At 65.6% G+C, this 26,027-nt stretch carries 24 protein-coding genes and 1 other RNA gene; 18 read left to right on the top strand and 7 right to left on the bottom strand.

Features of this window, described 5'->3' with window-relative positions; genetic code table 11:
- Positions 1-54: 54 nt before the first annotated feature.
- The 3 genes from ACTIFP_RS06685 to ACTIFP_RS06695 all read right to left on the bottom strand — a co-directional run bounded on the left by ACTIFP_RS06685 (position 55) and on the right by ACTIFP_RS06695 (position 2,841).
- On the bottom strand, positions 55-807 hold the full coding sequence (locus tag ACTIFP_RS06685) for a LytR/AlgR family response regulator transcription factor (RefSeq protein ID WP_439567943.1): 753 nt from the start codon (positions 805-807) through the stop codon (positions 55-57).
- 94 nt (positions 808-901) lie between these two features.
- Entirely contained in the window at positions 902-1,801 is a 900-nt protein-coding gene (gene rpoH / locus ACTIFP_RS06690; RefSeq protein ID WP_439567944.1) for an RNA polymerase sigma factor RpoH, read from the bottom strand.
- 83 nt (positions 1,802-1,884) lie between these two features.
- Positions 1,885-2,841, bottom strand: coding sequence for an RluA family pseudouridine synthase (locus ACTIFP_RS06695; RefSeq protein WP_439567945.1), 957 nt, complete (start codon positions 2,839-2,841; stop codon positions 1,885-1,887).
- 248 nt (positions 2,842-3,089) lie between these two features.
- Between ACTIFP_RS06695 and ACTIFP_RS06700 the strand changes: the two genes are divergently transcribed.
- The 7 genes from ACTIFP_RS06700 to ACTIFP_RS06730 all read left to right on the top strand — a co-directional run bounded on the left by ACTIFP_RS06700 (position 3,090) and on the right by ACTIFP_RS06730 (position 9,800).
- Positions 3,090-3,746: a histidine phosphotransferase family protein gene (locus tag ACTIFP_RS06700; RefSeq protein WP_439567946.1), complete on the top strand. Its 657-nt coding sequence runs from the start codon at positions 3,090-3,092 to the stop codon at positions 3,744-3,746.
- A 24-nt stretch (positions 3,747-3,770) separates the two neighbouring features.
- Positions 3,771-6,206 (top strand): chemotaxis protein CheA, encoded by a 2,436-nt coding sequence (locus ACTIFP_RS06705; protein WP_439567947.1) that lies wholly within the window; start codon positions 3,771-3,773, stop codon positions 6,204-6,206.
- Positions 6,203-6,640, top strand: coding sequence for a chemotaxis protein CheW (locus ACTIFP_RS06710; protein ID WP_439567948.1), 438 nt, complete (start codon positions 6,203-6,205; stop codon positions 6,638-6,640). The genes ACTIFP_RS06705 and ACTIFP_RS06710 overlap by 4 nt, the downstream gene beginning before the upstream one ends.
- 66 nt (positions 6,641-6,706) lie before the next feature.
- The gene (locus ACTIFP_RS06715; RefSeq protein ID WP_137753329.1) at positions 6,707-7,078 is read left to right on the top strand and encodes a response regulator; all 372 of its coding nucleotides are present in this window, start codon (positions 6,707-6,709) and stop codon (positions 7,076-7,078) included.
- Positions 7,079-7,088: 10 nt separating this feature from the next.
- Positions 7,089-8,189, top strand: a complete 1,101-nt coding sequence (gene cheB, locus ACTIFP_RS06720) for a chemotaxis-specific protein-glutamate methyltransferase CheB (RefSeq protein ID WP_439567949.1) — start codon at positions 7,089-7,091, stop codon at positions 8,187-8,189.
- Positions 8,186-9,043: a CheR family methyltransferase gene (locus ACTIFP_RS06725; protein WP_439567950.1), complete on the top strand. Its 858-nt coding sequence runs from the start codon at positions 8,186-8,188 to the stop codon at positions 9,041-9,043. The genes cheB and ACTIFP_RS06725 overlap by 4 nt, the downstream gene beginning before the upstream one ends.
- Positions 9,044-9,110: 67 nt before the next feature.
- Positions 9,111-9,800 carry an N-acetylmuramoyl-L-alanine amidase gene (locus ACTIFP_RS06730; RefSeq protein ID WP_439567951.1) on the top strand — a complete coding sequence of 230 codons (690 nt, stop codon included), beginning with the start codon at positions 9,111-9,113 and terminating at the stop codon, positions 9,798-9,800.
- Between the two features lie 36 nt (positions 9,801-9,836).
- Here ACTIFP_RS06730 and ACTIFP_RS06735 read toward each other — a convergent pair whose 3' ends face one another.
- Positions 9,837-10,319, bottom strand: a complete 483-nt coding sequence (locus tag ACTIFP_RS06735) for a DUF3703 domain-containing protein (protein ID WP_439567952.1) — start codon at positions 10,317-10,319, stop codon at positions 9,837-9,839.
- Positions 10,320-10,414: 95 nt separating this feature from the next.
- On the opposite strand from ACTIFP_RS06735, the gene rnpB reads away from it, so the two are divergent.
- The 3 genes from rnpB (at position 10,415) to ACTIFP_RS06750 (ending at position 12,925) form a co-directional block, all read left to right on the top strand.
- Positions 10,415-10,813, top strand: an RNA gene (rnpB, locus tag ACTIFP_RS06740) — RNase P RNA component class A.
- A gap of 79 nt (positions 10,814-10,892) precedes the next feature.
- Entirely contained in the window at positions 10,893-11,048 is a 156-nt protein-coding gene (locus ACTIFP_RS06745; RefSeq protein WP_439567953.1) for a hypothetical protein, read from the top strand.
- A gap of 149 nt (positions 11,049-11,197) precedes the next feature.
- Positions 11,198-12,925, top strand: coding sequence for a caspase family protein (locus tag ACTIFP_RS06750; RefSeq protein ID WP_439567954.1), 1,728 nt, complete (start codon positions 11,198-11,200; stop codon positions 12,923-12,925).
- A 4-nt stretch (positions 12,926-12,929) separates the two neighbouring features.
- Here the strand turns inward: ACTIFP_RS06750 and greB are convergent, their stop codons facing one another.
- Positions 12,930-13,412 carry a transcription elongation factor GreB gene (gene greB / locus ACTIFP_RS06755; protein WP_439567955.1) on the bottom strand — a complete coding sequence of 161 codons (483 nt, stop codon included), beginning with the start codon at positions 13,410-13,412 and terminating at the stop codon, positions 12,930-12,932.
- A 6-nt stretch (positions 13,413-13,418) separates the two neighbouring features.
- Positions 13,419-15,446, bottom strand: a complete 2,028-nt coding sequence (locus ACTIFP_RS06760; protein ID WP_439567956.1) for a transglycosylase SLT domain-containing protein — start codon at positions 15,444-15,446, stop codon at positions 13,419-13,421.
- Positions 15,447-15,546: 100 nt separating this feature from the next.
- On the opposite strand from ACTIFP_RS06760, the gene dapA reads away from it, so the two are divergent.
- The 7 genes from dapA (at position 15,547) to recA (ending at position 23,807) form a co-directional block, all read left to right on the top strand.
- Complete coding sequence (dapA, locus tag ACTIFP_RS06765) at positions 15,547-16,422, top strand: 4-hydroxy-tetrahydrodipicolinate synthase (RefSeq protein WP_439567957.1); 876 nt, start codon at positions 15,547-15,549, stop codon at positions 16,420-16,422.
- A gap of 7 nt (positions 16,423-16,429) precedes the next feature.
- The gene (smpB, locus tag ACTIFP_RS06770; RefSeq protein ID WP_137753308.1) at positions 16,430-16,915 is read left to right on the top strand and encodes an SsrA-binding protein SmpB; all 486 of its coding nucleotides are present in this window, start codon (positions 16,430-16,432) and stop codon (positions 16,913-16,915) included.
- Positions 16,916-16,947: 32 nt separating this feature from the next.
- Entirely contained in the window at positions 16,948-17,526 is a 579-nt protein-coding gene (locus ACTIFP_RS06775; RefSeq protein WP_439568227.1) for a DUF2062 domain-containing protein, read from the top strand.
- 96 nt (positions 17,527-17,622) lie between these two features.
- Positions 17,623-19,683, top strand: coding sequence for a M13 family metallopeptidase (locus ACTIFP_RS06780; protein ID WP_439567958.1), 2,061 nt, complete (start codon positions 17,623-17,625; stop codon positions 19,681-19,683).
- Positions 19,684-19,805: 122 nt separating this feature from the next.
- On the top strand, positions 19,806-22,154 hold the full coding sequence (locus ACTIFP_RS06785) for a response regulator (RefSeq protein ID WP_439568228.1): 2,349 nt from the start codon (positions 19,806-19,808) through the stop codon (positions 22,152-22,154).
- Positions 22,147-22,497 (top strand): response regulator, encoded by a 351-nt coding sequence (locus tag ACTIFP_RS06790; RefSeq protein WP_439567959.1) that lies wholly within the window; start codon positions 22,147-22,149, stop codon positions 22,495-22,497. Before ACTIFP_RS06785 ends, ACTIFP_RS06790 begins: the two co-directional genes overlap by 8 nt.
- Before the next feature lie 230 nt (positions 22,498-22,727).
- The gene (gene recA / locus ACTIFP_RS06795; RefSeq protein ID WP_439567960.1) at positions 22,728-23,807 is read left to right on the top strand and encodes a recombinase RecA; all 1,080 of its coding nucleotides are present in this window, start codon (positions 22,728-22,730) and stop codon (positions 23,805-23,807) included.
- A gap of 230 nt (positions 23,808-24,037) precedes the next feature.
- On the opposite strand, the gene ACTIFP_RS06800 is transcribed toward recA, so the two are convergent.
- Positions 24,038-25,045, bottom strand: coding sequence for a hypothetical protein (locus ACTIFP_RS06800; RefSeq protein WP_439567961.1), 1,008 nt, complete (start codon positions 25,043-25,045; stop codon positions 24,038-24,040).
- 158 nt (positions 25,046-25,203) lie between these two features.
- Here ACTIFP_RS06800 and speB point away from each other — a divergent pair, with 158 nt between their 5' ends.
- Positions 25,204-26,019: an agmatinase gene (gene speB / locus ACTIFP_RS06805; protein WP_439567962.1), complete on the top strand. Its 816-nt coding sequence runs from the start codon at positions 25,204-25,206 to the stop codon at positions 26,017-26,019.
- The last annotated feature ends 8 nt before the right edge of the window (positions 26,020-26,027 follow it).

Genomic DNA, 26,027 nt, shown 5'->3' on the forward strand with positions numbered 1-26,027 from the left:
CCAGGCTTTGCCGCCGGCCATCGCCGACAATCGAGCGCCGATCTGTGGGCGGGATTATTGCGCCGGTTCGGCGGGCGCCAGCAGTGCGGTCAGGTTGGCGCGGTAACGGCGGCTCAATCGCAGCTCGGCGCCGTTCGCCAGCCGGACATGCGCATCGCCGCGCCCGATGGCTTCGATCTCGCGCACCCGGTCGATGCGGATCAGCGCGCCGCGATGGATGCGCGCAAACTGACCGGCAGGCAGCCGCTGCGCCAGCGAGGTCAGCGATTCTTCGATCAGATGCGCGCGGCCCGCGCTGTGAATCTCGGCATAATCGCCCGCTGCGCCGATCCAGTCGATCGTGTCAAAGGGCAGGCGGTGGACGGTGCCGCGGTTGCGCACGATCAGCGCGCCATCATCGGTGGGCGCCGCCGCCCGTTCGGCGCGCAGCGCCTGCCGCCGCGGCCAGCGTAGCCAGGCGATCGTCAGCGCGACCAGCGCCACATAGAGCAGGCTGTTGGTGTCGAGATTGCGCACGAACATGATCGACGTCATGTCCCACCGCGTCGCGACAGCCGCGCCGCGATAGATCGGCCAATAGATCAGCGCGAACAGCAGGACATGCGCACCGACCACGATGGGCCACAGCAACAGATAGGCTGCGATGCGGGTCCAGAGGCGGCGCAGGCGGCGCTCGATCGCGATTACTGCGCCGACGATCGGCCAGCTCAGCAAGGCCCAGATCGAATAGATCGCGGCGGTATAGCCAAAGGTTGGCCACCACGGCTGCGGCGCGCCGCGATAGGCGGCAAGGAAATTGCCCTGCAACGCCTGCGCCAGCGCGACGAGCGCCCAGCCCGACAGGATGAGCGCGCTCCACGCGCGGGGGTTGCGGGACAGGAACAGCCGCCGCGACCGCGGCTCAGGCGCCCACGAGGCGCCGATCGCCGGCCAGCTTCAGCATCGCCTTTTGCAGCTTCTCGAACGCGCGCACCTCGATCTGGCGGACGCGTTCGCGGCTGACGTCGTAAACCTGGCTCAGGTCTTCCAGCGTCTTGGGATCGTCGGTCAGGCGGCGCTCGGTCAGGATGTGACGTTCGCGCTCGTTGAGCGTTTCGAGCGCTTCGCTCAGCAGCGAATGGCGCACGTCGCGTTCTTGCGCCTCGGCGACGCGTTCGTCCTGCAGGGGGCCTTCGTCGCCGAGCAGATCCTGCCACTGGCTGTCGCCATCCTCGCCCATCGGGACGTTCAGCGACGTGTCGCCGCCCATCGCCATGCGGCGGTTCATGCTGACCACCTCGTCCTCGGTCACGCCCAGGTCGGTGGCGATCTTGGCGACATGTTCGGGGCTCAGGTCGCCGTCCTCGAACGCTTCCAGGTTGTTCTTCATCCGGCGGAGGTTGAAGAACAGCTTTTTCTGCGCCGCGGTGGTGCCCATCTTGACCAGGCTCCACGAGCGCAGGATGAATTCCTGGATCGACGCGCGGATCCACCACATCGCATAGGTTGCGAGGCGGAAGCCGCGCTCGGGGTCAAATTTCTTCACCCCCTGCATCAGGCCGATATTGCCTTCGCTGATCAGCTCGCTGACCGGCAGGCCGTAACCGCGATAGCCCATCGCGATCTTCGCCACGAGCCGCAGGTGCGAGGTGACGAGCTGCGCCGCAGCTTCATTGTCGCCATGCTCCTGGAACCGCTTTGCGAGCATATATTCCTGCTCGGGGGTCAGCAGGGGAAATTTGCGGATTTCCGACAAATAACGATTCAGGCTGGCTTCGCCGCCAAGCGCTGGCACCGTGGCCGGAACATTGCTTTTAGCCATTGGAGAGCGTCTTCCCTTTGATATCTTGAGTCAGAATATGCCGCGGTTGCTGCCAGCGGTCGAGATAGATTTTCATTCGAAACCTAAACGCGCAATTCGTCGATCAGTTCCCGCATATCCGGGGGAATTTCGCTGTCGAGCGCGACTTTGTTACCGGTCACCGGATGAATAAAGCCCAAATGGGCCGCGTGCAATGCCTGCCGCACGAAATTCCGCGCTTTCAGCACCTCGGACAACGGCTTTCTGGCGCGGCCATAGACCGGGTCACCGACCAGCGGATGGCCGATATGCGCCATATGGACGCGCACCTGATGCGTCCGCCCGGTTTCGAGGCGACATTCGACCAGCGCCGCGCCCTTGAGCGGTTCGATCGTGCGGTAATGCGTCACCGCGCGCTTGCCGCGATCTTCGGCGACCACCGCCATTTTCTTGCGATTGGTGGTCGACCGGCCCAGCGCCGCGTCGACCGTGCCGTTCGCGGGCATCGGACGCCCGGTGGCGATCGCGATATAGCGGCGGTCGATGCTGTGCGCGGCGAACTGCTTCGCCAGCCCTTCGTGCGCCCGGTCGTGCTTTGCAGCGACGATCAGCCCGCTGGTGTCCTTGTCGATCCGGTGGACAATCCCCGGGCGCGCGACGCCGCCGATCCCCGACAACTGACCCGCGCAATGATGGAGCAGCGCGTTGACCATCGTCCCGTCGAGATTGCCCGCGGCGGGATGGACGACCATCCCCGCGGGCTTGTCGACAACGATCAGATGCTCGTCCTCATATGCGATCACCAGCCCCATGTCCTGCGCGACATTATGCGCCGGGGTCGCGGCGGGGACGCGTATCTCCAGCGTGGTGGGGGCGGTGGCTTTTGCGGCAGGATCCCACAGGACCGTACCGCCGACATTGGCAACGCGACCGCCCTTGATCAGGCCCTTGACCCGCTCGCGCGACAGGCTGGGCAAGGCTTCGGCCAGCGCGCGGTCCAGACGCAGTCCAGCCGCGCTGTGATCCAGCGCCACGGTCAAAATATCATCATCCCCCTGCATTGATGACGATGTGGAAATTGCAGGCGGAATTTCAAGAGGACGGGGAAGACTTCGCGCTCAGCGCAACCCTCCAATTCGTCCTCCCGGCGGAGGCCGGGATCTCAACGTTGCCTTATCGAGTAACGGCGAGATCCCGGCCTCCGCCGGGATGACAAAGTGTAGGGATCGTCCTTGCTCTGGACAGGGTCCGTGCCTTAGGGAGCATCCGCGAACCGGAAACGTCCGGTTCGCGGGGAGTTTACCAATCCATGTCCGACGACCGCGTCGATTTCGCCTCCATGCTGGCCTCGCGCCTGTGCCACGATCTGCTCAGCCCGGTCGGCGCCTTTGCCAACGGCCTTGAGCTACTCGCCGACGAAAAAGACCCGGCGATGCGCGAACGCTGCTTCGAACTGCTCGAACAAAGCGCGCGGACGTCGGCGAACAAGCTGAAATTCTTTCGGCTGGCCTTCGGCTCGGCGGGCGGCTTCGGCGAACTCGTGCCGGCCGACGAGGCGAAATCGGCGATTCAGGGGATCATCGGCGACCGCGCGATCGAGCTCAACTGGATGATCGGCACTGATCCGCTGCCCAAACCGGCGGTCAAGATCATCCTCAACCTGTCGCTGCTGCTCGTCGATGCCCTGGTCCGCGGCGGACGGCTCGACGTCGGCTGCGAGAATCAGGGTGCCGATCAGGGCGGCGGCATCGAAATCGCCCTGCATGTCGAGGCCGAACGCATCTTCCTCGACGCCGATGTCGAAACCATCCTGCGTGATGGCGAAGGCGCCACCGCCATGACCTCGCGCACCGCGCCCGCGGTGCTGGTCCAGGCAGTCGCGGCGCAGAACGGCGGCACCGTCATGCTCGCGCGCGAAACCCCGACGTCGCTGCTGGTCGGCGCGGTGCTGCGCGGCCGCGGGTAAAGCCTCCCTTAACCATTATCGGCCATGGTGCAGCTTCAGTTTCTGGGGCGCACCGGTACCGTGATGGACGATCTGCTGAACGACTTTTTGGCCGAAACGGCGGAAATCCTCGCCGAAGCGGGCGGGGCGCTTGTCGCGTGGGAGGCTGATCCGGCCGACCGCGCGCAGCTCGATGCGATTTTCCGGCTTGTCCATACGATCAAGGGCAGCTCGGGCTTCCTGTCATTGCCGCGGGTCACCGCGCTGTCGCACGCTGCCGAAGACGCACTCGATCAGGTGCGGCGCGGCAACCGACCCGCCAACGCCGCGCTCGTCACCGGCGTCCTCGGCATCGTCGACCGGCTGAACATGCTGTGCGCGGCGCTGGGCCGCGATGCGGTCGAGCCTGCGGGCGATGACCGCGATGTCATCGGCGCGCTCGCAGCGACCGACACCGCCGCCGACGCCGCCTTTGAGGTCGCGGGGGTGCCGCTGCGCCGCGACGATGATTTTCAGGCCGAACTGCAAAGCTGGCGCTCGATCCGGGTGCCGCTGCCATTGCTCGACAGCGTGATGACCGGGGTCACCGACATCGTCCTCGCGCGCAACGAATTTGCCCGGATGCTCCGCGAAGCGGGCGCCAGCCCGACGGTGATCGCGTCGTTCGACCGCCTGTCCGATTCGATCGCCGGCATGCGCCAGTCGGTCAGCCAGATGCGGATGCAGCGCATCGACAAGCTGTTCGCACCGCTGCCGCGCATCGTCCGCGACCTCGCGCAGGACATGGGCAAGAAGATTGCGTTCCAGACCAGCGGCGGCGAGGTCGAGCTCGACCGCGAGATGATGGAAAATATCCGCGATCCGCTGATCCATATTGTCCGCAACGCCATCGACCACGGCATCGAATCGCTCGAAGACCGCGTCGCCGCGGGCAAAAATATTACCGCGACGATCGCGGTGTCAGCGCGCCAGTCGGGCAACCAGATCGAAATCGAGATCCGCGACGATGGCCGCGGCATGGCGCCCGACGCGCTGGTGGCCAAGGCGATCGCGTCGCGCGCGATTACCGCTGCCGAAGCGCGCGCACTGTCGCCCAAGGACAAGCTCGAACTCGTCTTCCGCCCCGGCTTTTCGACCGCGGCGAAAATCACCGCGGTGTCGGGGCGCGGCGTCGGCATGGATATCGTCAAGGCGAATGTCGAAAAGATCGGCGGCGTCGTCGAACTGCGCAACGACGAAGGGCGCGGGCTGACGATCCTGCTCCGCGTACCGATGACGCTGACGATCATTTCGGGGCTGATGGTGCGCGCGGCGGGGCAATATTTCGCCATTCCACGCGGCGCGGTGCGTGAAATCCTGCTCGAAAATGGCGATACGGTACGGATCGACCGCGTCGGCGGCGGCGAACTGGCGACGGTGCGCGGCGAACAATATCCGTTGCTGCGGCTCGAAACCGTGCTCGGCCGCGAAGGCGGTGACGATGACGAAGACATGGACGACCGCGCGCTGGTGATCATCCGGCCGGGGCAGGGGCAAAGCTATGCGCTCAGCGTCGCGGCGATCCACGACCATGAGGAACTGGTGATCAAACCTGCGGCGCCGATGATCATGGCGACCGGGCTCTACGCCGGGACGACGCTGCCCGACAACGGTCGCCCGGTGTTGCTGCTCGACGTCCAGGGGCTGCTCGCCGCTGCGGCGATCGATGCCTCCGAAGCGGGGCGCAGCCACGACCGGACGGCGGAGGCCGAGGCGCAGGCGTCGGCGGCGCGGAGTGCGGCGCAGCTGCTGTTGTTCCGCGATACCAATGGCCGCGTCCGCGGGGTCCGGCTGTCGGTGATCGAACGGGTCGAGGAAATCCCCGCATCGGCGCTGTTCGAAAGCGCGGGCCGCGTGCAGGCGCAGATCGGCGACGATATTTTCGCGGTCCACGCCGCAAGGCTGCCCGACGCGCAGGTGACGCAAAAGCTGCTCCGTCTCCACGACGGCCATGCGATCCTCTGTTATCCGATCGCCGAAGTCATCGACATCGTCCGCCTGCCCGACGCGGTTCAGCCGTCGGCGGCGCCGGGGCTGATCGCCGGGGTCGTACTGGTCGGGGGCGATCCGGTCGAACTGATCGATCCCTTCTGGCTGATGGAACAATATGCCGCGCTCGGCGACGCACCGGCGGCAAGCCAGCCGCTCTGCCGCCTCGCCGACGACCATGACGGGTGGGGCGAAAATTTCCTCGCGCCGATCCTGCGCAATGCGGGTTACCGTGTTGCATCGGGCGATGAGGCGGTGGGCGAAGCGCCCGACGTGATGCTGTGCCTCACCGAAGATGGCCCCGCTTGCGCGCATGCCGCCGACGATGTGCCGGTGATCCGCCTCCGCGCGACGATCGCTGCGACCGGACCCGAGGACGACACCGTGTATCGCTACGACCGCCAGGCGCTGCTCGATGCGCTGGCACGCCGCGTCGGGGGAGGCCGCGCATGATGGAAAAGCTCTACCTCGTCGCGCGCATCGCCGACACGCGCGTCGCGCTGCGCAGCCGCGCGATCAATTCGGTGGTCACCGTCGGCATCCCGGTCGAAGTCCCTGGCGCGCCGCCGCATGTCGCGGGGCTGTTTGCGCTGCGCAGCCGCGTCTTCACGCTGATCGATCCGCATGTCGTCATCGGCCTGCCCGCGGTGCCGGTCGAATCGGGGCAGCGGGTGATCGTCGTCGATGTTGCCGACCACGGCTATGCGCTGCTCGCCGATGCGATCGAGGATGTCTGTTTTATCGAAGCGCCCGAAACGCGCGTCGCGGGCAAGCTGTTGCCCGGCTGGGCGCGGGTCGCCGACGCGATGATCGAGCATGAAGGCGCGTCGCTGCTCGTCGTCGATCCGTCGCATTTCATCACCTTACCTGCGGCAAAGGCCGCGTGAGTTAACCGGCTGGACACTCCTTCCGATTAGCATGGCGTGAAATCTGGGGGTTGCGGAGGTAATATGTTGAAATCCTGTCTGGTCGTCGACGACAGCAAAGTCATTCGCAAGGTCGCGCGCCATATCCTTGAAAGCATGTCCTTCGCGGTCGAAGAGGCGGCGGACGGGCAAGAGGCGCTGACCTTTTGCCGCGCCAACCGCCCCGACGTCATCCTGCTCGACTGGAACATGCCGGTGATGAGCGGGATGGAATTTCTCGGGGCCTTCAACGACCTAGATTATGGGCATGAGGAACGGCCGCGGGTCGTGTTCTGCACCACCGAAAACAGCATCGACCATATCCGCGCCGCGATCGAGGCGGGCGCTGACGAATATGTGATGAAGCCGTTCGATCGCGAAACGCTGGAAGGAAAATTGCAGCTCGTCGGCATCGCCTAAGCCGATGGCGATGCCGCGTCCGCAACCCCTGATTTCCGATCCCGAACCGTCGGCGCGGACAGTCCGCGTCATGCTGGTCGACGACAGCCTGGTCGTGCGCAGCATCCTCGAACGCATCGTCGATCAGCGCGCCGGGCTACAGGTCTGCGCCTCGGTCGCTTCGGCGCACGACGCGCTCGCTTTTCTGGCGCGCGAACCGGTCGATGTCGTCGTGCTCGACATCGAAATGCCCGGGATGAACGGCATCGACGCGCTGCCGCACATATTGACGCGCGCGGCCCGCGCCCGCGTCCTTATCCTCTCGTCGAACTGCGTCGAAGGCGGGCCGGCGGCGATCGAAGCGCTCGCGCTGGGCGCCAGCGACACGCTGGCCAAGCCCGGCCGCGGCAGCTTTTCGGGTCGGTTTGCCGAGGTGCTCACCGACCGCATCATGACGCTGGGGCATCAACAGGATTTCCCGGCGCCAATCCCGGTCGCCGAGCGGCGACCGCCGGCGCCCGTCGCGCTCGCGGTCGACAGTGACCAGCCGCTCGAATGTATCGCGGTGGCGGCCTCGACCGGCGGTATCCCCGCCTTCACCAATTTTCTCGCCAATCTCGACCCGCGTATCACCGCGCCGATCCTGCTGACCCAGCATCTGCCCGACGCCTTCATGGAATTTTACGCCAAACAGATCGCGACGATGACCGAGCGCCGCGTCTGCGTTGCGCAGGCGGGAATGCCCGTCGAGCGCGGGCATATCTATCTGGCGCCCGGCGACGCGCATCTGCTCGTCGTCGCGCAGGGCCGCCGCCGCGAAATCGCGCTCGATCGCCGCGTCGTCGATAATGGCTGCTGCCCGTCGGCCGACCCGATGCTCGACGCGGTCGCAGACGTCTATGGCAAGGGCGGCGTTGCCGTGATCCTGAGCGGCATGGGCCGCGACGGCGCGATCGGCGCGGCGCGGCTGAAAGAGGCGGGCGGGACGATTTTTGCGCAGGCGCCCGAAAGCTGCGTGATCTGGGGCATGCCCGGCGCCGTCGCGAAAGCAGGCATCGCCGCCGCGACGCTTAACCCCGATGCAATCGCGCTGATGCTCGGTAGCTTCCTGCCCGGGCGGCGCCAGCCATGATGGGCGGCAGCGCCAGCGAATCGGCGTATCGCGTGCTGATGGGCGTCTTGGAATCGCGAACCGGGCAGACCTTGTCGCCCAGCCGCATCTGGCGCATCGAAATGTCGCTGAAACCGGTGATGCAGCGCCACGGCATCGCCGATCTCGACGCGCTGGTCGCCGCGCTGGTGACGTCGAACAGCCGCCAGCTGCTCGACGACACGGTCGACGCGATGCTCAACAACGAAACATATTTCTATCGCGAATACAGCGTTTTCGATGAAATTTCTGCCACTGCGCTTGAGCAATTGCGCGAGATCAACAAGCTGCGTCGGCGGCTGACGATTTGGCATTGCGGCGTTTCGACGGGGCAGGAGGCCTATTCGCTGGCGATGCTGATCGCCGAACAGGGCGCGAAATGGGCGGGGTGGCAGGTCGACATCGTCGGGACCGACGTCAGCTATCACGCGATCAGCCGCGCCCGCGTCGGGCTGTACAGCCAGTTTGAAATCCAGCGCGGGCTGCCCATCCAGCGCATGGTGCGCTGGTTCGACCAGACCGAAGGCGGCTGGCTGGCCAAGGCGGATTTGCGCCGCCGGATCGATTTTTCGGTGCAGAATATGCTGACCGACCGGCCACCACTCGCCAGCCCCGCCGACCTGATCTTCTGCCGCAACCTGCTGCTCTATTTCGCGGCGCCGATGCGGCAGAAAGCCTTTGCGCGGCTGCGCGCGATGGCGGCGCCGCAAAGCTTCCTCGTGCTCGGCGCGGGCGAAACGGTGCTCGGGCAAACCGATCAGTTCGTCGCGAGTCCGCGCTTGCGGGGTTTATACGAGCCGGCGGATCAACAAGTGCGGCGCGCCGCGGCGGCCTGACCTTGCTTTTTGCGCGCCACTGGCGCAATCGACGAGCTGGCAAGCACAGGACGGGTCTCCCGAGCGCATGAGCGATTTTATCGAACGCTGGTCTCCCAATATCGACGAGCGCGCGCTGCCCATTTCGATGATCGTCCTCCATTATACCGGCATGAAGAGCGGCGCCGAAGCCATTGATTGGCTGGCCAATCCTGAATCGGGGGTGTCGGCGCACTATGTCGTCAGCGAGGATGGCCAGATCACCCACATGGTGCCCGAGGACAAGCGCGCCTGGCACGCCGGCAAGTCGCACTGGCGCGGGATCAGCGACATCAATTCGGCTAGCGTCGGGATCGAAATCGTCAATCCGGGGCATGAATGGGGTTATGTCCCGTTCCCCGACCCGCAGGTCGCCTCGGTCGTGCGGCTGGTCCATATCATCAAGGACCGGCACGCGATCACCCGCGGCAATGTCGTCGGCCATTCGGACGTCGCGCCGACGCGCAAGCAGGATCCGGGCGAATTATTCCCGTGGGACGAACTCGCCCGCCGCCGCCTCGCGCTGCCGCGCCCGCGCAAGAAACTGACCGATCCGCTGTGGACCGACGCGGGGTTTCTGCTCGCGCTCGAGCGCTTCGGTTACGACGTGACCGACGGTTTTGCTGCGACGGTGGCATTCCAGCGGCGCTTTCGCCCCGAACTGATCGACGGCACGATCTGCGGCGAGTGCCGCGCGATCCTGCTGGCGCTGCTGCTGCCGCAGCCTGAGGGGAATTGAGCGGCGGGCTGTGGCCAACCCGAACCAATGGCCGGTTTATCGCCAATAAAGCAGATAGCCGACGATCAGAACAGCGACCAAAACACCCCGCAGAATCAAGCCATTACGCAGCGAATGGCCCTCCAGATACGCCTGTAGATCCGACGGTATCGGCATCGGCAGCGTTGCCGACACGTCCGCCCCGCCGGTGTTGCCGACGGGAACCCAGCCGGCAAGGTGAAAGGGACCGGCGCCGATCAGCCTGACCAGCTGGCCGCGTGCCTCCTTGGCGTCTGACTGTTTCAGCGCGAGCCGCAGCATGTGAAAATGCGTCCTCACATGGGTGCCATACCAGCGCTGGCCCAGGATATGGGCGCGCTCCAGATGATATTTGGCCAGGACCATATCGCCCGCCGCCTCGGCCGACTGCGCGGCAGCCATTTCGTCGGCAAAGGCGGCTTTGACAGCCAATTTCATAATCGATGCCTCCAAAGGGTGCGTGACGTTACCATAGCGATTGCCCGTCGAGCGACCGCCCAATGGAACTAGTCCATGGTCGATGCGCCCTATCCGCAAAAACAGTCCTCATCACAATCGCTCGTATTGCGCATCCGTTCGCGCTATACTCCTTCGTGCCAGGGGGTCGGGCGATCGCCGCCGGTGGGGTATCCTGCCGGGGGAGGAAAGTCCGGGCTCCACGGAAATCACGGTGCCGGATAACGTCCGGCGGGCCGGTCTTCGGATCGGTTCAGGGAAAGTGCCACAGAGAGCAGACCGCCACAGGCTTTGGCCCGGCGAAAGGTGAAAGGGTGCGGTAAGAGCGCACCGCGCGGCTGGTAACAGGCGCGGCACGGCAAACCCCACCGGGAGCAAGGTCGAATAGGGATGGCACGGAAGCAATTCCAGGGCTGGTTCCGGCCCCGCCGTCCGGGTTGACTGCTTGAGCGTTCGGGTAACCGTTCGCCTAGAGGAATGATCGCCCATCCCCCGTCAAAAGGGGTGGACAGAACCCGGCTTACAGACCCTCTGGCAACATTCTCTCTCTGGCCGCACGCGGGAACCGCCGCCGCGCGGTTCGCGTTCTGGGTGAACCAGTTGAAAGGGAAACGGACCATGAAGATCGTCGATGAGCATGTCGAAGTGACCGAGACCGAAGCCAGCGGCGGGGTCAAGGGCCACAATGTCCGCTATGTGCTGGCCTTTTCGCTGATCGCGGTGGTGATCGTGATGTCGGCGATCTGGATCATCCCGGCGCTGTTGCAGCCCTGATCCCAGTTTCCGCTTTCCTACATCGGGCCGCTCACCTACCATCGTCCCGACGGGTCGGGGGGACGCGGGGTAATGCGATTTCAGCGTGAAGTTGCGCAGAATTCCGCCATTTTTATGCTGGCGCCCGCGGGCGCTTCATGGGGGTAGGCATGGCGAAGCGAGCGCGTATCTGCGCCTTTTTTATAGCGGTTCTGGCGGCGCTGGTCGCCGCGCCGCTCGCCGCTGCCCAGGCCCCGACATGCGGCGCGGCGCCGCTGCAGGGTGAGCGCGTCGCGCTGCTGATCGGCAACAGCGCCTATAATGACTGGGAATGGCCATCGCTGAAAAATGCCGTCAACGACATCGATCATGTCTGCGCCGCCTTTGCCCAGGCGGGGATTTCGCCGCGCATCGTCCGCAACGCCGACATGGCGGCGCTCGATACCGAACTGACGCGCTTTGCCGCCGAGGCGGCGGGGGCGAAGTCGGTAATTGTCTATTACGCGGGCCATGGTTTCGAATATGGCGGGCGCAACTGGTTGGTACCGATGGAGGCGCCGCCGGCGACGCGCCGCGCCGATGTCGAAAAACGCTATCTGTCGATCGAAAATGTGGTGAAGCGGGTGGTGCCCGCGGGTGCCTTTACCCTGCTGTTCGTCGATGCCTGCCGCACCGCCGAGCCGGTGGTGCGGATCGAGGATGTCAATGTCGCCGCGGGCGACGCCGGGTCGGCGCCGCTCGGGCTGCTCGACATCGGGCAGGGCGCGGTCTTCTATTCGACCGCCAAGGGGCGACCCGCGCTCGACTTCGCGCCGGTCGGATCGCCGGTCAGCCCCTTTGCCGCTGCGGTGGTGACGCAACTCGCGATCCCGGGCCTCGAAATATCCGATTATTTCAAGGTCGTGTCGCGCGAGGTTTACAAGCGCACCTATGGCATGGAACTGGGGCCGCAGCAGCCGTTCCATTATGGTAGCTGGTTCGACGATTATTATCTCGTCGCGCCGCCCGAACTTCCGGCGGCGGCGCCTGCGCGCCCGAAACCGGCCGCGGTGACGATCGCGCTTCCGGGGGGCAGACCTGCGGCGGCGGCAGGGGCCGCGACGCGCGCACCGGCGGCGGACCCGCTCGCCGACATTGCGCTCGACCGGCTGGCGATCGAGGACGAGCCGGTGCTGATCGCCGACGTCCTGTCGCGCCATTCCGCCAGCGAACTGGTCGCGCTCGCCGATGGCGGGCATCCGCTGGCACAGCAGCTGGCGGGCTATATGTTCTCGCTCGGCGTCGGGTTGAAACGCGATCTGCCGCGCGCCCGCACCTATCTCGAGGCGTCGGCGGCGCAGGGATTCCCCGCGGGGCAGCAGGAACTTGCCTATCTGCTGCTCGAAAATGATCCGTCGCCCGCCGACGTCAAACGTGCCTATGACCTCTATGTCGCGGCGTCGAACGCGGGCTTTTCCAAGGCCAAGACGCATCTCGCCTATCGGCTGGCGGCGGGCACCTTTGGCCCCGCCGATTTCGCCCGCTCGCAGGCGCTTTATGCCGAGGCGGCCGAAAAGGGGCATCCGGCGGCGATCTTTGCGCTGACCTATTTCGCCGACACCCGCGCCGCGAACCTCGCGCGGCTGCGCACCATCGCCGCCGCCGGCAATCCCGAGGGCAATCATTGGCTGTGCGAGGCGCATTTCGCGGCCAAGACGCTGGCGGGGGCGATCGAGGATTGCGGCGTCGCGGCGCGGGCTGGCTTTGCGGGGTCGCGCGCGATCCTGGCGGATGCGCATATCAAGGGGGCCGGCGTTGCTGCCGATGCGAAGGAGGCGGCGCATTGGGCGCGGCTCGCGCGCAGCCTGCCCGAATTGCGCAAGGATCAGCGCGAATTGATTGCGGGGGTCGGCGAGTAGCGGATCAGGGATAGCTGACCGCCATCACCTCCCACTCTTTCGGCCCCGCCGGCAGCTGGACCGTCCGCAAATCGCCCACCGCCGCGCCGCGCAGCGCGCGGGCGAGGGGGCTGTTCCAGCCGATCCGGCCGTCGCCCGCCTCGGCTTCGTCATCGCCGACCAGCGTGACGGTGCGCCGCGCATCGTCATCGTCGGCCAGCTCGGCAGTGGCGCCGAACCAGATGCGGCTCTTGTCGGGCTGCTGCACGGGGTCGACGACACGCGCCGCCTTCATCCGCCGCGCCAGGAACGACAGCCGCCGATCGATTTCGCGTAGTCGTTTGCGGCCATAGATATAGTCGCCATTCTCGCTGCGGTCGCCATTGCCCGCCGCCCAGCTGATCACCTCGACCAGCTTGGGCCGCTCGTCGCGCAGCAGCGCGTCATATTCGGCGCGCAGCGCGGCAAAGCCCGACGGCGAGATGATGTTGCTACGTTCGCCCGCCACGCGGCCTTATCCCGGCGTGCGTTTGCCGAGGTAGAAGCTCAGCGGTGCCTGCGGCGCCGTCCTGCCGTCGCGCAGCGTGTCGTACACCACGGCGTTTTCCAGCACGCGCTGGACGTAATTCTTGGTCTCGAAAATCGGGATCGCCTCGATCCAGTCGATCATCTCGATCGATCCGGTGCGCGGGTCGCCGTTGGCGCGCAGCCACTTGTTCACATTGCCCGGCCCGGCATTATACGCCGCGACCGCGAGCGGATAGCTGCCGCCGAAATAGCGCAGCATCTGCTGGAAATAGGTCGACCCCAGCATCATGTTGTAATTGGTGTCGGTGGTCAGCAGGTCGCGGTTATACGACAGTCCAAGCTTGCCCGCGACCTCGTTCGCGGTGCCGGGCATCAGCTGCATCATCCCGCGCGCGCCGGCGTGGCTGATCGCGGCGCGGTCGAACTGGCTTTCCTGCCGGGTGATCGCGTGGATGAAGGTCCAGTTGCCCTCATGCCCCGCGGGCACGCGCACGGTCGGGAAACCCGCAACTTCGACCGCGTCGAGGCTGTTCGCCTGTGCGCTGCGGCCGATCATCACGCCCAGGTCGGGGCGCCCGATCTGTGACGCGAGTTGCCCGGCCAGGACATGGTCGGCGGGCGACGTTGCCTTTTGCGCCAGCGCACGCAGGAACAGCGACTGTTCGCGCCAGGCGCCGATCTCGCCCAGCGCGCGCGCGGCGCGGACCAGCCGATCGTCGTTGAAGCTCCGTTTTTCGTCGTTGCTGACCTGAATCGTCGGATTGGGCGTCGGACGCGGTTGCGGGCGGCTCAGCCGTTCGAGCGCCAGCTGGCCGTAGAATTGGTCATAATGCTGCGCGGCGTCGGCGAAATGCGCGTTGGCGGCCGAGCGGTCGCCCGCCGCGAGCGCGGCGCGCCCCGCCCAGTAAAAGCCCTTGGTGCGCGTCTGCGCCGATCGGGCGGCTTCGCCATAGGTGCGGTACAGCGCCACCGCTTCGGCGGGGCGACCGAGATCCTTGTAGGCGAGTTGGCCCGCGAGCCAGGCGAGCGAGGTATAATCGTCGCGCACGCTGAGCGGGGTTTCGCGGATCACCGTGCCCGGCGGAAAGCTGTCGCTCAATTGCCGGGCGATATTATAGGCGGTCAGCTTGTCGCCGCCGCTGTCGGCCTGCCGCGCGTTGGTCAGCAAGGTTTCCAGCCATTCCTCGGGATCGGTCGGCGCCTTGGCCAGCGCGCGCGGCGCCGCGAGCAAAGCGCGCGCTTCGCCGACGCGGCCCGTCTGGCGCAACCAGGTCGCCTTGTCGGTGATATAGCCCGCGTCGCTGCGGGTCAGCGACGGGTTGGCGCTTTCGACCGCCGACGCCTGCAACGCGGCATCGACCGAGCTGTTGCGCATCGCCAGGCGCGCAGCAAAGACGCTGCGCCGCTCGGGCGAGGTATAGCCGAGCTGGCGGCTCGCCGCCGCGGTGGCGCCCGACCACAGCAGCCGGTCCATCCGCGCATCATGGTCGGCGATCGACAGCGCGCCCGGAAACAGGCTGAGCGCGCGGCTGGTTTCATATTCGTCGAGCGGCCCGCCGGTCCACGCGCGGCGCACCGCGGCATGGGCATCGTCGCGGCGGCCCGAGGCGTTGAGGGCCATGGCATAGCGCAGGTGGCCGCTAGGGGTCTGCGGCGGATAGGCCTGGAAATAGGCGAGGGTGCGCGCCGGATCGAAGCTGTCGATCGCGATCGCCTTTTCGGCGCGGACGCGCATCTTGTCGGCGTCGGGCCAGCCGCGATTGGTCATCAGAAAGCGCGACAGCTGATCGAACGAGGCGCCGCTGTTCGCGGTCAGCCGCCGCCATTCCATCACCGCATCGCCGACCGAATTGGTGGAGGGCGGCGGCCCCGACGTCGACGCCAGCCCCATTTGCGCGCGGTACCAGGCCATCTGTTCAGGGGTCAGCTCGCTGGCCTGGGCCGTGGTCGGGACGAGCAGCGCAAAGGCCAAGGCCAGACGCGAAATACGGGGCAGCGTAATCATGGCGGCCATGTTAGTGGCAAACTCCTTGCGGGGCGCTGAATAGGCGTCCATTAGCGGCGCGCCGTCGCGACTCTACCGGCTGGCCTGTGTTTTTGTAAAGGAGCGGGGCATGTTTTCGGGGTCGATTCCCGCCTTGGTGACGCCATTTCGCGATGGGGCGTTCGACGCCCCGGCCTTCGCGCGCCTGGTCGATTGGCAGATCCACGAAGGCACCAGTGCGCTCGTCCCGTGCGGCACGACGGGCGAAAGCCCGACGCTGGGGTTCGACGAACATTATCAGGTGATCGACAGCTGCATCCAGGCGGCGGCGGGGCGGGTGCCGGTGATCGCCGGGTGCGGGTCGAACGACACTGCCACCGCGGTTCGCCATATGCGCCACGCGCAAGCCGCCGGCGCCGCGGCGGCGCTGGTCGTCGCACCCTATTACAACCGCCCCAGCCAGGACGGGATGATCGCGCATTTTCAGGCGCTGGCCGACGCCAGCGACCTGCCGATCGTCGTCTATAACGTTCCCGGCCGCACCGTCGCCGACATCAGCGCCGAAACTTTGTGCAAGCTCGCCGAAATCCCCTCGGTCGTCGCGATCAAGGATGCGAGCGGCGATCTGGCGCGGGTGACGATCCACCGCGCCGGTGCCGGGCATGATTTCTGCCAGCTCAGTGGCAACGACGACCTGTGGCTGCCGCATGCAATCCTGGGCGGCGTCGGCTGCATCTCGGTCACCGCCAATGTCGCGCCGCGCCTTTGCGCCGATTTTGCCGCCGCTTGCGCCGCTGCCGACTGGGCGCGGGCGCTGACCTTGCACGACCGGATGTTCGGCCTGCATCAGGCGATGTTCTCCGACACCTCGCCGGGGCCGGTCAAATATGCGCTGTCGCGCGTCCACGACTGGTTTTCGCCCGAAGTGCGCCTACCTATCATCCCGGCGAACGCAGCCTCGTGCGCCGCCGTCGATGCCGCACTGTCCGCGGCAGGAGTGATTTAGGTTTCCCATGGCCCGTCCGCAGTCCGCCGCCGAATTCGACAAGAAAAAGATCGTCGCCGAAAACCGGCGCGCGCGCTTTGACTTTGCCATCGAACAGGTGTTCGAGGCAGGGATCGCGCTGCAAGGGACCGAGGTCAAATCGCTGCGCTTTGGCGAAGGCACGATTGCGGAAAGTTACGCCGAGGTGAAGGGCAATGAGGTGTGGCTGATCAACAGCAACATCCCCGAATTCAGCCACGGCAACCGTCACAATCACGAACCCAAGCGGCCGCGCAAGCTGCTGCTCAGCGGCCGCGAGATCAACAAGATGTATGCGGGTGTGGCGCGGCAGGGGATGACGCTCGTCCCGCTCAGCGTCTATTTCAACAGCCGCGGCCGCGCCAAGGTCGAACTCGCGCTCGCCAAGGGCAAAAAGGCGCACGACAAGCGGGAGTCGATCAAGGAACGCGACTGGAAGCGCGACAAGCAGCGGTTGATGAAAGAGCGCGGGTGAGCGGCGGCAAGCCCAAGGACAAGGCGGCGGTGATGAACTGGATCCGCCGCAATTCGCCGACGCGCGAAGAGCTGCTCGCAAGCCGCTTCGTCAAGCCGTTTGCCCATCGGGTCGCGCACAGCCATTTGTGGCGTTTCACCCGCACGTCGGTGCCGCGCGGGACCGCGCTCGGGCTGTTCGTCGGCATCTTCTTCCTGATCCCCGGCATCCAGATCTTGGGCGTCGCGCTGCTCGCGTTGCCGGTTCGCGCGAACATCCCGATCGGCGCCGCGATGACCTTTTTGTCGAACCCGGTGACGACGCCGTTCATCATCCTGGCGTCGGTGTGGCTCGGCGACTGGCTGTTCGGGCTCCAGGCGAACAGCGCGACCTTTTCGGCGATGATCGAGCATGGCGCGTCGGCGGGCGAATGGGCGCGCTGGGTGTTTTCGGACGCCGCACCCGCGATGCTCGCCGGGCTGTTCGTGATCTCGCTGGCGTCGGCGGCGATCGGCTATGTGCTCGCCTCGCTGTTCTGGGACAATTGGATTCGCCTGCGCTGGCGGCGCAAATTGCAGCGGGCGCGCGACCAACGACATGAGGCATCGACCAGCGACACCCCCGCCGGTTGAACGGCGCGCGCGCCGTCGTATAGCTATCCCATCGCAATCGCGTGCGCGGCAACGACGCCCCGCATCCTTGCCTCGATTTGAAAACTGGGGACTATCATGACTCTTTTGCTTGCTTCTTCGCGCCTGATGGCGACCGCCGCGCTGGGCGCGATGCTGATTTCCGCCGCGCCCTCCTTCGCCACGGAAAAGTCGGCCCCTGCGCCCGCCGCCGACACCGCAGCCAAGCCCGAACTCGGCACCTTCGGTTTCGACACCGCGGGCATGGACACCGCGGTGCAGCCGGGCGACGATTTCTACGCCTATGCCAATGGCACCTGGGCCAAGAACACGCCGATCCCGGCCGACAAGTCGAACTATGGCATGTTCACCGCGCTCGGCGATCTGTCGCAGCAGCGCACCCGCGAAATCCTCGACGCCGCCAAGGGCGATCCCAGCAGCATGATCGGCCGCAACTACGCCGCCTATCTCGACGCCGCCGCCGTCGAAGCGAAGGGGCTGGCGCCGATCCAGCCGTGGCTCGCCAAGATCCGCGCCGTCGACAAGCCCGGCCTCGCCGCGCTGCTCGCCGAGGCCGACCGCAGCGGCGTCCAGCATTTCTTTGGCGGCTATGTCGGTCAGGACGACAAGAATCCCGACGTCTATATCTACACGATGTTCCAGGGTGGCATTGGCATGCCCGACCGCGATTTCTACCTGAAGGACAATGAGCGCAACGCCAAGTTGCAGGGCGCCTACCTCAAGCATCTCGAGAATGTCCTGACGCTGGCGGGTGAAACCAACGCCGCGGCGCGTGCCAAGGCGATCTATGATTTCGAAAAGCAGGTCGCAGCGGTCCATTGGGACAAGAACGACAGCAGCGACGCGACCAAGGCGTATAACAAGATGACGATCGCCGAACTCGCCGCCGCGGCGCCGGGCTTCGACTGGGCGACCTTCGTTCGCGGCATCGGGGTCAACGAGAACGCGATCCTGGTGTCACAGCCGAGCGCCTTTACCGGCGAGGCCAAGCTGCTCGCCGATGCGCCGATTGCGGTGCTGCGCGACATGCTGATGATCCGTAGCATCGATGGCTTCTCGGGCGTGCTGCCCGAAAAATTCGCCCAGGAGGCCTTCTCCTTCTATGGCACCGCGCTGTCGGGCACGCCGCAGATGCAGGAGCGCTGGAAGCGGGCGGTCGATTTCACCACCGGCAATCTGGGTGAGGCCGTCGGCCAGGACTATGTCGCCAAATATTTCCCGCCCGAAACCAAGGCGGAAATGGACAAGCTGGTGAAGAATGTCCTCGCCGCGATGGGCCGCCGCATCGACGGACTGGCGTGGATGCAGCCGGAAACCAAGGTCAAGGCCAAGCAGAAGCTGGCCAATTTCACCACCAAGATCGGCTATCCCGATCGCTGGAAGGATTACAGCAAGCTCGACATCCGCGGCGACGACCTGTTCGGCAACGCGCTGCGGTCGAACCAGTTCGCGCATGACGACAATATCAGCCGCCTCGGCGGGCCGATCCGCCGCTGGGAATGGGGGATGACCCCGATGACGGTCAACGCCTATGCCAATTTCGGCATGAACGAGATCGTTTTCCCCGCCGCGATCCTGCAGCCGCCTTTCTTTGACCCGCATGCCGACCCGGCGATCAACTATGGCGGCATCGGCGCGGTCATCGGCCATGAAGTGAGCCATCATTTCGACGATCAGGGCGCGAAATACGACCAGACCGGCAAGCTCGCCGACTGGTGGACCCCGGCCGACGTTGCGGCGTTCGAAGCCGCCGGGAAAGCGCTTATCGCGCAATATGACGCCTATGAAGTGCTGCCCGGCGAAAAGCTCGACGGCACCTTCACCCTGGGCGAAAATATCGGTGACGTCGCCGGGCTGACCGTGGCCTATGACGCGTACCGGGCTTCGCTCGGCGGCAAGGAAGCGCCGGTGATCGGCGGCCTGACCGGCGATCAGCGCTTCTTCCTCGGCTGGGCGCAGGTGTGGCGGCGCAACTATCGCGAGCAGAATCTGTCGCAGCGGATCACCACCGATCCCCATTCGCCGTCGATCCAGCGGACTTGGGTCTCGCGCAACCTTGACCCGTGGTATAAGGCGTATCAGATCAAGGAAGGCCAGAAGCTGTATCTGGCACCCAAGGACCGCGTCCGCATCTGGTGACGCGCCGAACAGAAAGTTAGTCGTTGACCGCGCAAAGCCTGCCCTCCGCTGATGGTGATTTCATCAGGGGGGCGGGCGCCGTCGGCCCGCTCGCGGTGCCGGCGGGGCTGTCGCGTCTCGACATGGCGCTGCTCGGCGGGCTGGCGCTGCTGTCGGCGGTGCTGCTGTTCTGGGCGACGCGCGACCCGATCCTCGCCGCAGGATTTCTGGCCGGGCTGGCGGTCGCGGCGGGCGGGGTGCTGCTCGCGCGGCGGCTGTTTCCGGCCGCCGTCGTCGGCGAAGCGGTGCTGCCCGACTGGTCGATGCTGCGTCAGGCGGTCAATCACGACGATGTCGCGATCGCGGTCACCGACCGCGCGGGCCGCATGGTGTGCGCGAACGATCTGTTCGGCACTTGGATGGGCGGCTTTGTCACCCCGCCCGGACTGCCGCTCGAAGCCCGCGGCGCCGATCTTCTCAAGAACGCGGGCCGCATCGCGTGGCGCGATGGCGAGGGACGCGCCGACGACCTTGCGATCGGGCCGCTGCAACTGCGCGCGCAGGTCACGCGCACCGGGCAGGCGGAGGATTATCTCGTCTGGCGCTTCTCGGCGCTCGAACGGCTCGACCTGGCCTCGGAAGTGACCCGCCACCTTGATGGACCCGCGGGTCGCACGCTGGGCCACGCTGGGGTGATGGCGGCGCTCGTCAACGCCGAGGGACGGCTGCGTGTCGCCAATCAGGCGTTTCTGCTCCGCGCGCTGGGTGAGGACGACGCTGGTCATTATGCTGGCCGCGACGTCGCGCCGATGCTGCGCATCGACGACGGCGGCGCGCTGTATTTCGCGCGCGAGGGCGACCGTGCGACCCCGGTGCGGATGCTGCAAATCCCGCTCGCTCCCGCCGACAACAACACCCCGGTGCTGCTCGCGATGCTCGACGAGGAAATGGGGCCGGCCGATCGCGGCACCGCGCAAACCTATGTCGAAACCTTGCTGTCGCTGTTGCCGTTCGGGCTCGCGATGGTCGATCGCGACGGGCGTTTCCTCTACATGAACCGCGCGTTCGTGCGCGCGGCGAATCTCGGGGACGGGAAGATGCCGCGCTACCCCGGCGACATCGTCGTCGGCGAGGACAAGGGGCCGCTGGCCGACATGATCCGCCGCCACAGCAGCGGCCAGCAGGTCGGCGGCGACCTGTCGATCCGGCTCGCGGGACAAAGCGGCGACCCCGTGTCGATGCGCGTTGTCGGGGTGCGTGGGCTGGGTGAGGCGGCGGTGCTGCTCAGCCTGAAGGATTCGAGCGAGGAATCGCGGCTGAAGCGCCAGGTTGCGCAGGCATCGAAGATGCAGGCAGTCGGCCAGCTGGCCGGCGGCGTCGCGCATGATTTCAACAACATCCTGACCGCGGTGCTCGGCGCGTGCGACCTGATGCTGATGCGCCATACCCCCGGCGACAGCGACTATGACGATATTCAGCAGATCCGCAGCAACGCCAACCGCGCCGCCAGCCTGACGCGGCAATTGCTCGCCTTTTCGCGGCAACAGACGCTGCGGCCGCAGATCCTGCAACTGCCCGACGTGATTTCGGAAGTGTCGCACCTTTTGAAACGGCTGATCGGCGAGACCGTCCAGCTGGCGGTCCACCATGGTCGCGGGTTGGGCGCGGTGCGCGCCGACCCCGGCCAGCTCGAACAGGTGATCATCAACCTCGCGGTCAACGCGCGCGACGCGATGCCGGGCGGCGGGACGCTGACGATCGAAACCTATCCGGTTTCGGCGGCGGACGTGCGGCAGATGGGCAATGAATTCATGCCCCCCGCCGATTATTGCGCGCTCCGGGTCAGCGACACCGGCACCGGCATTGCGCCCGACGTGCTGCCCAAGATTTTCGAACCTTTTTTCACCACCAAGGATGTCGGCAAGGGGACGGGCCTCGGCCTGTCGACCGTTTACGGCATCATCAAACAGTCGGCGGGTTTCATCTTTGCCGACAGCCAGCCGGGGCAGGGGACCAGCTTCGTCATCTATCTGCCCGTCCACCGCGTCGGCAGCGACACCCCGGTCGTGGTACCGCCGCCCGCCAAGCCCAAGAAAAGCCAGTGGGGCACGGGCACCATCCTGCTCGTCGAGGACGAAGATATGGTGCGCGCGGTGGCTGAACGCGCGCTGACCCGCGCGGGCTATACGGTCGTCACCGCGTCGCAGGGCGAGGAGGGGCTCGAACGCTTTGCCCAGATGGCAGAGGTTGACCTGATCATCAGCGACGTCGTCATGCCGACGATGGACGGCCCCGCAATGGTGCGCGCACTGCGCGCCAAACGGCCCGATCTGCCGGTGCTGTTCATGTCGGGCTATGCCGAGGAACAATTGCGCCAGTCGATCAACATCGACGATGTCGCCTTCCTGCCCAAACCCTTTTCGGTCGCGCAACTGGCCGAGGCAACATCGGCGGCGCTCGACGATGCCGCGCATCGGGTGAAAAATGGCTGATCCGCTGCGCATCCTGCTCGTCGAGGACGATGTGCTGATCGGCATGATGCTCGCCGACATGTTCGACGCGCTCGGGCTGCCCGAACCCGCGCAGGCGGCGAGCATGGACGAGGCGCTGACGATCATCGCCGCCGAATCCTTGGGCGGCGCGCTCGTCGACATCAACCTTGGCGATGAAAAGGGCTGGCCGGTGGCGGACGCGCTGGCCGAGCGGGGGATTCCATTTGCCTTCACGTCGGGCGGCGGTGATATATTGCCGCCGGCGCATGCCCACCGCACGCTGGTCGCCAAACCCTTTCGGATCAGCGATATTGAGGCGGCGCTGGCCGAATTCGGGAGTTAGCTCGACCATAATCGTCATCCCGGCGAAGGCCGGGATCTCGACCTCGCGGGCCGACGCACCGGCGAGATCGTGTTTCAGAGTCACGCGCCTCTGAACACCCTTCGCCGGGATGACCGGAACAATATGACAGATTCTTTTTGTTCCTCTCTTGTTCTATAGGAACAAATGCCGTACATCGTTCGGGCGTTGCGGTGGTTCAGCCTTCGCTTTAGAGCAGGAAAGGACGGCAGATGGCCGGTCAATTGTCACTCGTCGAATCGGGGAAATCAGTGAACAGCACGGACAGGCAAAAGGCGCTCGACGCCGCGCTCGCGCAGATCGACCGCGCCTTTGGTAAAGGCTCGGTGATGAAATTGGGCTCGAAGGAGGCGATGCAGGTCGAGGCGATCTCGACCGGGTCGCTCGGCCTCGACATCGCGCTCGGCGTCGGCGGCCTGCCGCGCGGCCGCGTCATCGAAATCTACGGTCCGGAAAGCTCGGGCAAGACGACACTCGCGCTGCACACGCTCGCCGAGGCGCAAAAGGGCGGCGGCACCGTCGCCTTCGTCGACGCCGAACATGCCCTCGACCCGGTCTATGCCCGCAAGCTCGGCGTCAACATCGACGAACTGATCGTGTCGCAGCCCGACACCGGCGAACAGGCGCTCGAAATCGTCGACACGCTGGTGCGCTCGAATGCCATCGACGTGCTCGTCGTCGACTCGGTCGCCGCGCTCGTCCCGCGCGCCGAAATCGAGGGCGAGATGGGCGACAGCCATGTCGGCCTGCAAGCGCGCCTGATGTCGCAGTCGCTGCGCAAGCTCACCGGTTCGATCAGTCGCTCGCGCTGCATGGTGATCTTCATCAACCAGTTGCGCATGAAAATCGGCGTGATGTACGGCAACCCCGAAACGACGACCGGCGGCAACGCGCTCAAATTCTACGCCTCGGTCCGCCTCGACATCCGCCGCACCGGCCAGATCAAGAATGGCGACGAGATCGTCGGCAACACGACCAAGGTGAAGGTGGTGAAGAACAAGGTCGCGCCGCCGTTCAAACAGGTCGAATTCGACATCATGTACGGGCAGGGCATTTCCAAGATCGGCGAGATCCTCGACATTGGGGTCAAGGCTGGCCTCGTCGAAAAATCGGGCGCCTGGTTCAGCTATGATTCGATCCGCATCGGTCAGGGCCGCGAAAATGCGAAGAATTTTTTGACGGAAAATCCCGAGCTCAAGGAACGGCTCGAAGCCGCGATCCGCAGCCGCACCGACGCGGTGGCCGAAGAAATGATGGTCGGCTCCGACGACGACGGCGACGACGACAATTGATCCCGATCCGGTCGGTGCCGGTTTGGCGCCGACCGGGAAACGGCGGCGGGTCTTCAGCCCCCTTGTAACTATGGGCACCTGCACGCCCCTCTCCCCGCAGGTCGACCCGCCCGCCGTTGACCTTTTGTGCTGTGGCGGTTTTGCGGGCGAGCAACGTCCCGTCCGCTTTGGAGTGGATTAGGGAAGGTCTGCTTTTTTGGCGGCAAGCAGGTCAAAGCTATCATTCGTTTCTATGTATGCCCGAGAGCAGCGACGGCATCCGCTACTCGCCATTGATGCCACATACCATCGTCGAGCAGGTGCAGGGTATCGCCTCGACCCGCTAGCAGATCCGGACTCTCCCACGTTGGCACCCGATCATTTTGAGCGGGAGGCGCGGAGCGTAACGGCATGCTCCATGTCGCGAGAAGCATCGCCTCTTCACCGTTTCCCGGTCCTTCAAGTTGGACCAAAGCCAACCGCGCGGCGTCGTTACGATAGCCTCCCGCGACCAGCGCGTAAGTGCCATCGACCGCGATCGCCTTCGGCCCATCAAGTTCGCTTCGCCACCAACGCGTCGGCATACCGGGAACGAAGCGAACCAACGGAAAGTCGGTGAAGGGCGATGCCCATACACCGGACCCAGCAGGAGCGAGCGCGTAGCAGTCGGCGATGAAACCAGCCTCCTTTGGCAATAACGGTAAGTCCACCAAGCTCCCGTCTGGCGCGAAGCACGCAACACCATTGCTGGAAGGCGGCCATTCCATATCCGGCACGCTCCATCCTTCGCCAAAAATGCCTTCGTCGAACCAGCCGACCCAGATCCGGTCTGCATCGTCGATCGCAATGTGTTCAATCCCGTCGCCAAGCATGAATCTGGCTAGCAACGCTCCTTCTGGGGTTAGTACCCTCGCGTTTGGTTTGCCGACTGCGCGAGCCCCCACCACAAGCCATCGGCCATCTGCAAAGCGATCAACCAACGGATGCGGGGTCTCAAGCGGAAAGACGGGACCATCTTGCCAACTTCCTGCGTCCCAAGTCAGCAGACGCGCCCGCCCGCTGTCGGTTAGCTGGTCGATACGGCTCGGCGGGGCAATCGGCCCGTCACTTCCAAGACCGTCAAAAATGCGCGACCATTCCTTCGCAAGGTCAACGTCCGTCGCGACAACGGCCAAGTTACCATCTGACAGAATGGCATAACGAAGCGCCTGCCATCCGGTTGGGATAGGCAGATACCGGAGGGTGGTGCGTGGGGACATAGGCGAACGATGCCTGAGTTGATCAACGTCCACAATCGGGTTCGATAAGTCGGCTTCAACGGCTAGGTGATTTACGTACATGCTGCACATGCTCTCCTGCGACTGCAATTAGCTTCGCCGCGCCTTGCACACCCCCGACCAACAGCTACAAGCGGGCCATGCCTGCGATCCGCCTCTTTGGCCTGCCCACCGATATCAACAGCAGCTTCGAGCGCGGCGCGGCCGCCGGACCCGCCGCGATCCGCGCCGCGCTGTTCAGCGACCGCGGCAATATGGCGAGCGAGCTCGGTCCCGAAATCGGCACCGACATCGCGTTCACCGACGATGGCGACCTGCCGCTGACCGAGAACACCGCGCAGGACGATGCCGCGATCCGCCGCCACGTCGTGATGCTGCATGAGGATGGCGAGGTGCCGCTGGCGCTCGGCGGCGACCATGCGGTAACCTTTCCGCTCGTCGAGGCCGCGGCGACCTGCTTTGGGCCGGTGAGCATCCTCCATCTCGATGCCCACCCCGATCTCTACGACGATTTTGCGGGCAATCCGCGCAGCCACGCTTCGCCCTTTGCCCGCATCTGCGAGGCCGGCCATGCGGCGCGGCTGGTGCAGGTCGGCATCCGCACGCTCACCAACCATTGCCGCGAACAGGCGGCGCGCTTCGGGGTCGAGATCATTCCGATGGCCGATTTTACCCCCGATCGCGTCCCCGTGCTCGACGGCCCGCTCTACATCTCGATCGACCTCGACGGCATCGATCCGTCGGCGGCGCCCGGCGTCGCGCATCCCGAACCCGGCGGATTGACGGTGCGCGAAGTGCTGGCGGTGCTGCACAAGCAGACCGCGCCGATCGTCGGTGCCGACATCGTCGAGCATCATCCCGGCCGCGATATCGGCGATGTCACCGCGATCCTCGGCGCGAAGCTGGTTCGCGAACTCGCGGCGCTGATCGACCGCAACGGCCCATACAAGACCTGACCCTTTGA

This window comes from Sphingopyxis sp. (assembly GCF_051861155.1).
In the GTDB taxonomy this organism is placed as follows: domain Bacteria; phylum Pseudomonadota; class Alphaproteobacteria; order Sphingomonadales; family Sphingomonadaceae; genus Sphingopyxis.

Bases quoted from the DNA above. Each gene is read 5' to 3' on its own strand.
- rpoH (WP_439567944.1), bottom strand. From the start codon at position 1,801: ATGGCTAAAAGCAATGTTCCGGCCACGGTGCCAGCGCTTGGCGGCGAA.
- ACTIFP_RS06695 (WP_439567945.1), bottom strand. From the start codon at position 2,841: ATGCAGGGGGATGATGATATTTTGACCGTGGCGCTGGATCACAGCGCG.
- ACTIFP_RS06700 (WP_439567946.1), top strand. From the start codon at position 3,090: ATGTCCGACGACCGCGTCGATTTCGCCTCCATGCTGGCCTCGCGCCTG.
- ACTIFP_RS06705 (WP_439567947.1), top strand. From the start codon at position 3,771: ATGGTGCAGCTTCAGTTTCTGGGGCGCACCGGTACCGTGATGGACGAT.
- ACTIFP_RS06710 (WP_439567948.1), top strand. From the start codon at position 6,203: ATGATGGAAAAGCTCTACCTCGTCGCGCGCATCGCCGACACGCGCGTC.
- cheB (WP_439567949.1), top strand. From the start codon at position 7,089: ATGCCGCGTCCGCAACCCCTGATTTCCGATCCCGAACCGTCGGCGCGG.
- ACTIFP_RS06725 (WP_439567950.1), top strand. From the start codon at position 8,186: ATGATGGGCGGCAGCGCCAGCGAATCGGCGTATCGCGTGCTGATGGGC.
- ACTIFP_RS06730 (WP_439567951.1), top strand. From the start codon at position 9,111: ATGAGCGATTTTATCGAACGCTGGTCTCCCAATATCGACGAGCGCGCG.
- ACTIFP_RS06745 (WP_439567953.1), top strand. From the start codon at position 10,893: ATGAAGATCGTCGATGAGCATGTCGAAGTGACCGAGACCGAAGCCAGC.
- ACTIFP_RS06750 (WP_439567954.1), top strand. From the start codon at position 11,198: ATGGCGAAGCGAGCGCGTATCTGCGCCTTTTTTATAGCGGTTCTGGCG.
- ACTIFP_RS06760 (WP_439567956.1), bottom strand. From the start codon at position 15,446: ATGGCCGCCATGATTACGCTGCCCCGTATTTCGCGTCTGGCCTTGGCC.
- dapA (WP_439567957.1), top strand. From the start codon at position 15,547: ATGTTTTCGGGGTCGATTCCCGCCTTGGTGACGCCATTTCGCGATGGG.
- smpB (WP_137753308.1), top strand. From the start codon at position 16,430: ATGGCCCGTCCGCAGTCCGCCGCCGAATTCGACAAGAAAAAGATCGTC.
- ACTIFP_RS06775 (WP_439568227.1), top strand. From the start codon at position 16,948: ATGAACTGGATCCGCCGCAATTCGCCGACGCGCGAAGAGCTGCTCGCA.
- ACTIFP_RS06780 (WP_439567958.1), top strand. From the start codon at position 17,623: ATGACTCTTTTGCTTGCTTCTTCGCGCCTGATGGCGACCGCCGCGCTG.
- ACTIFP_RS06785 (WP_439568228.1), top strand. From the start codon at position 19,806: ATGGCGCTGCTCGGCGGGCTGGCGCTGCTGTCGGCGGTGCTGCTGTTC.
- ACTIFP_RS06790 (WP_439567959.1), top strand. From the start codon at position 22,147: ATGGCTGATCCGCTGCGCATCCTGCTCGTCGAGGACGATGTGCTGATC.
- recA (WP_439567960.1), top strand. From the start codon at position 22,728: ATGGCCGGTCAATTGTCACTCGTCGAATCGGGGAAATCAGTGAACAGC.
- ACTIFP_RS06800 (WP_439567961.1), bottom strand. From the start codon at position 25,045: ATGTCCCCACGCACCACCCTCCGGTATCTGCCTATCCCAACCGGATGG.
- speB (WP_439567962.1), top strand. From the start codon at position 25,204: ATGCCTGCGATCCGCCTCTTTGGCCTGCCCACCGATATCAACAGCAGC.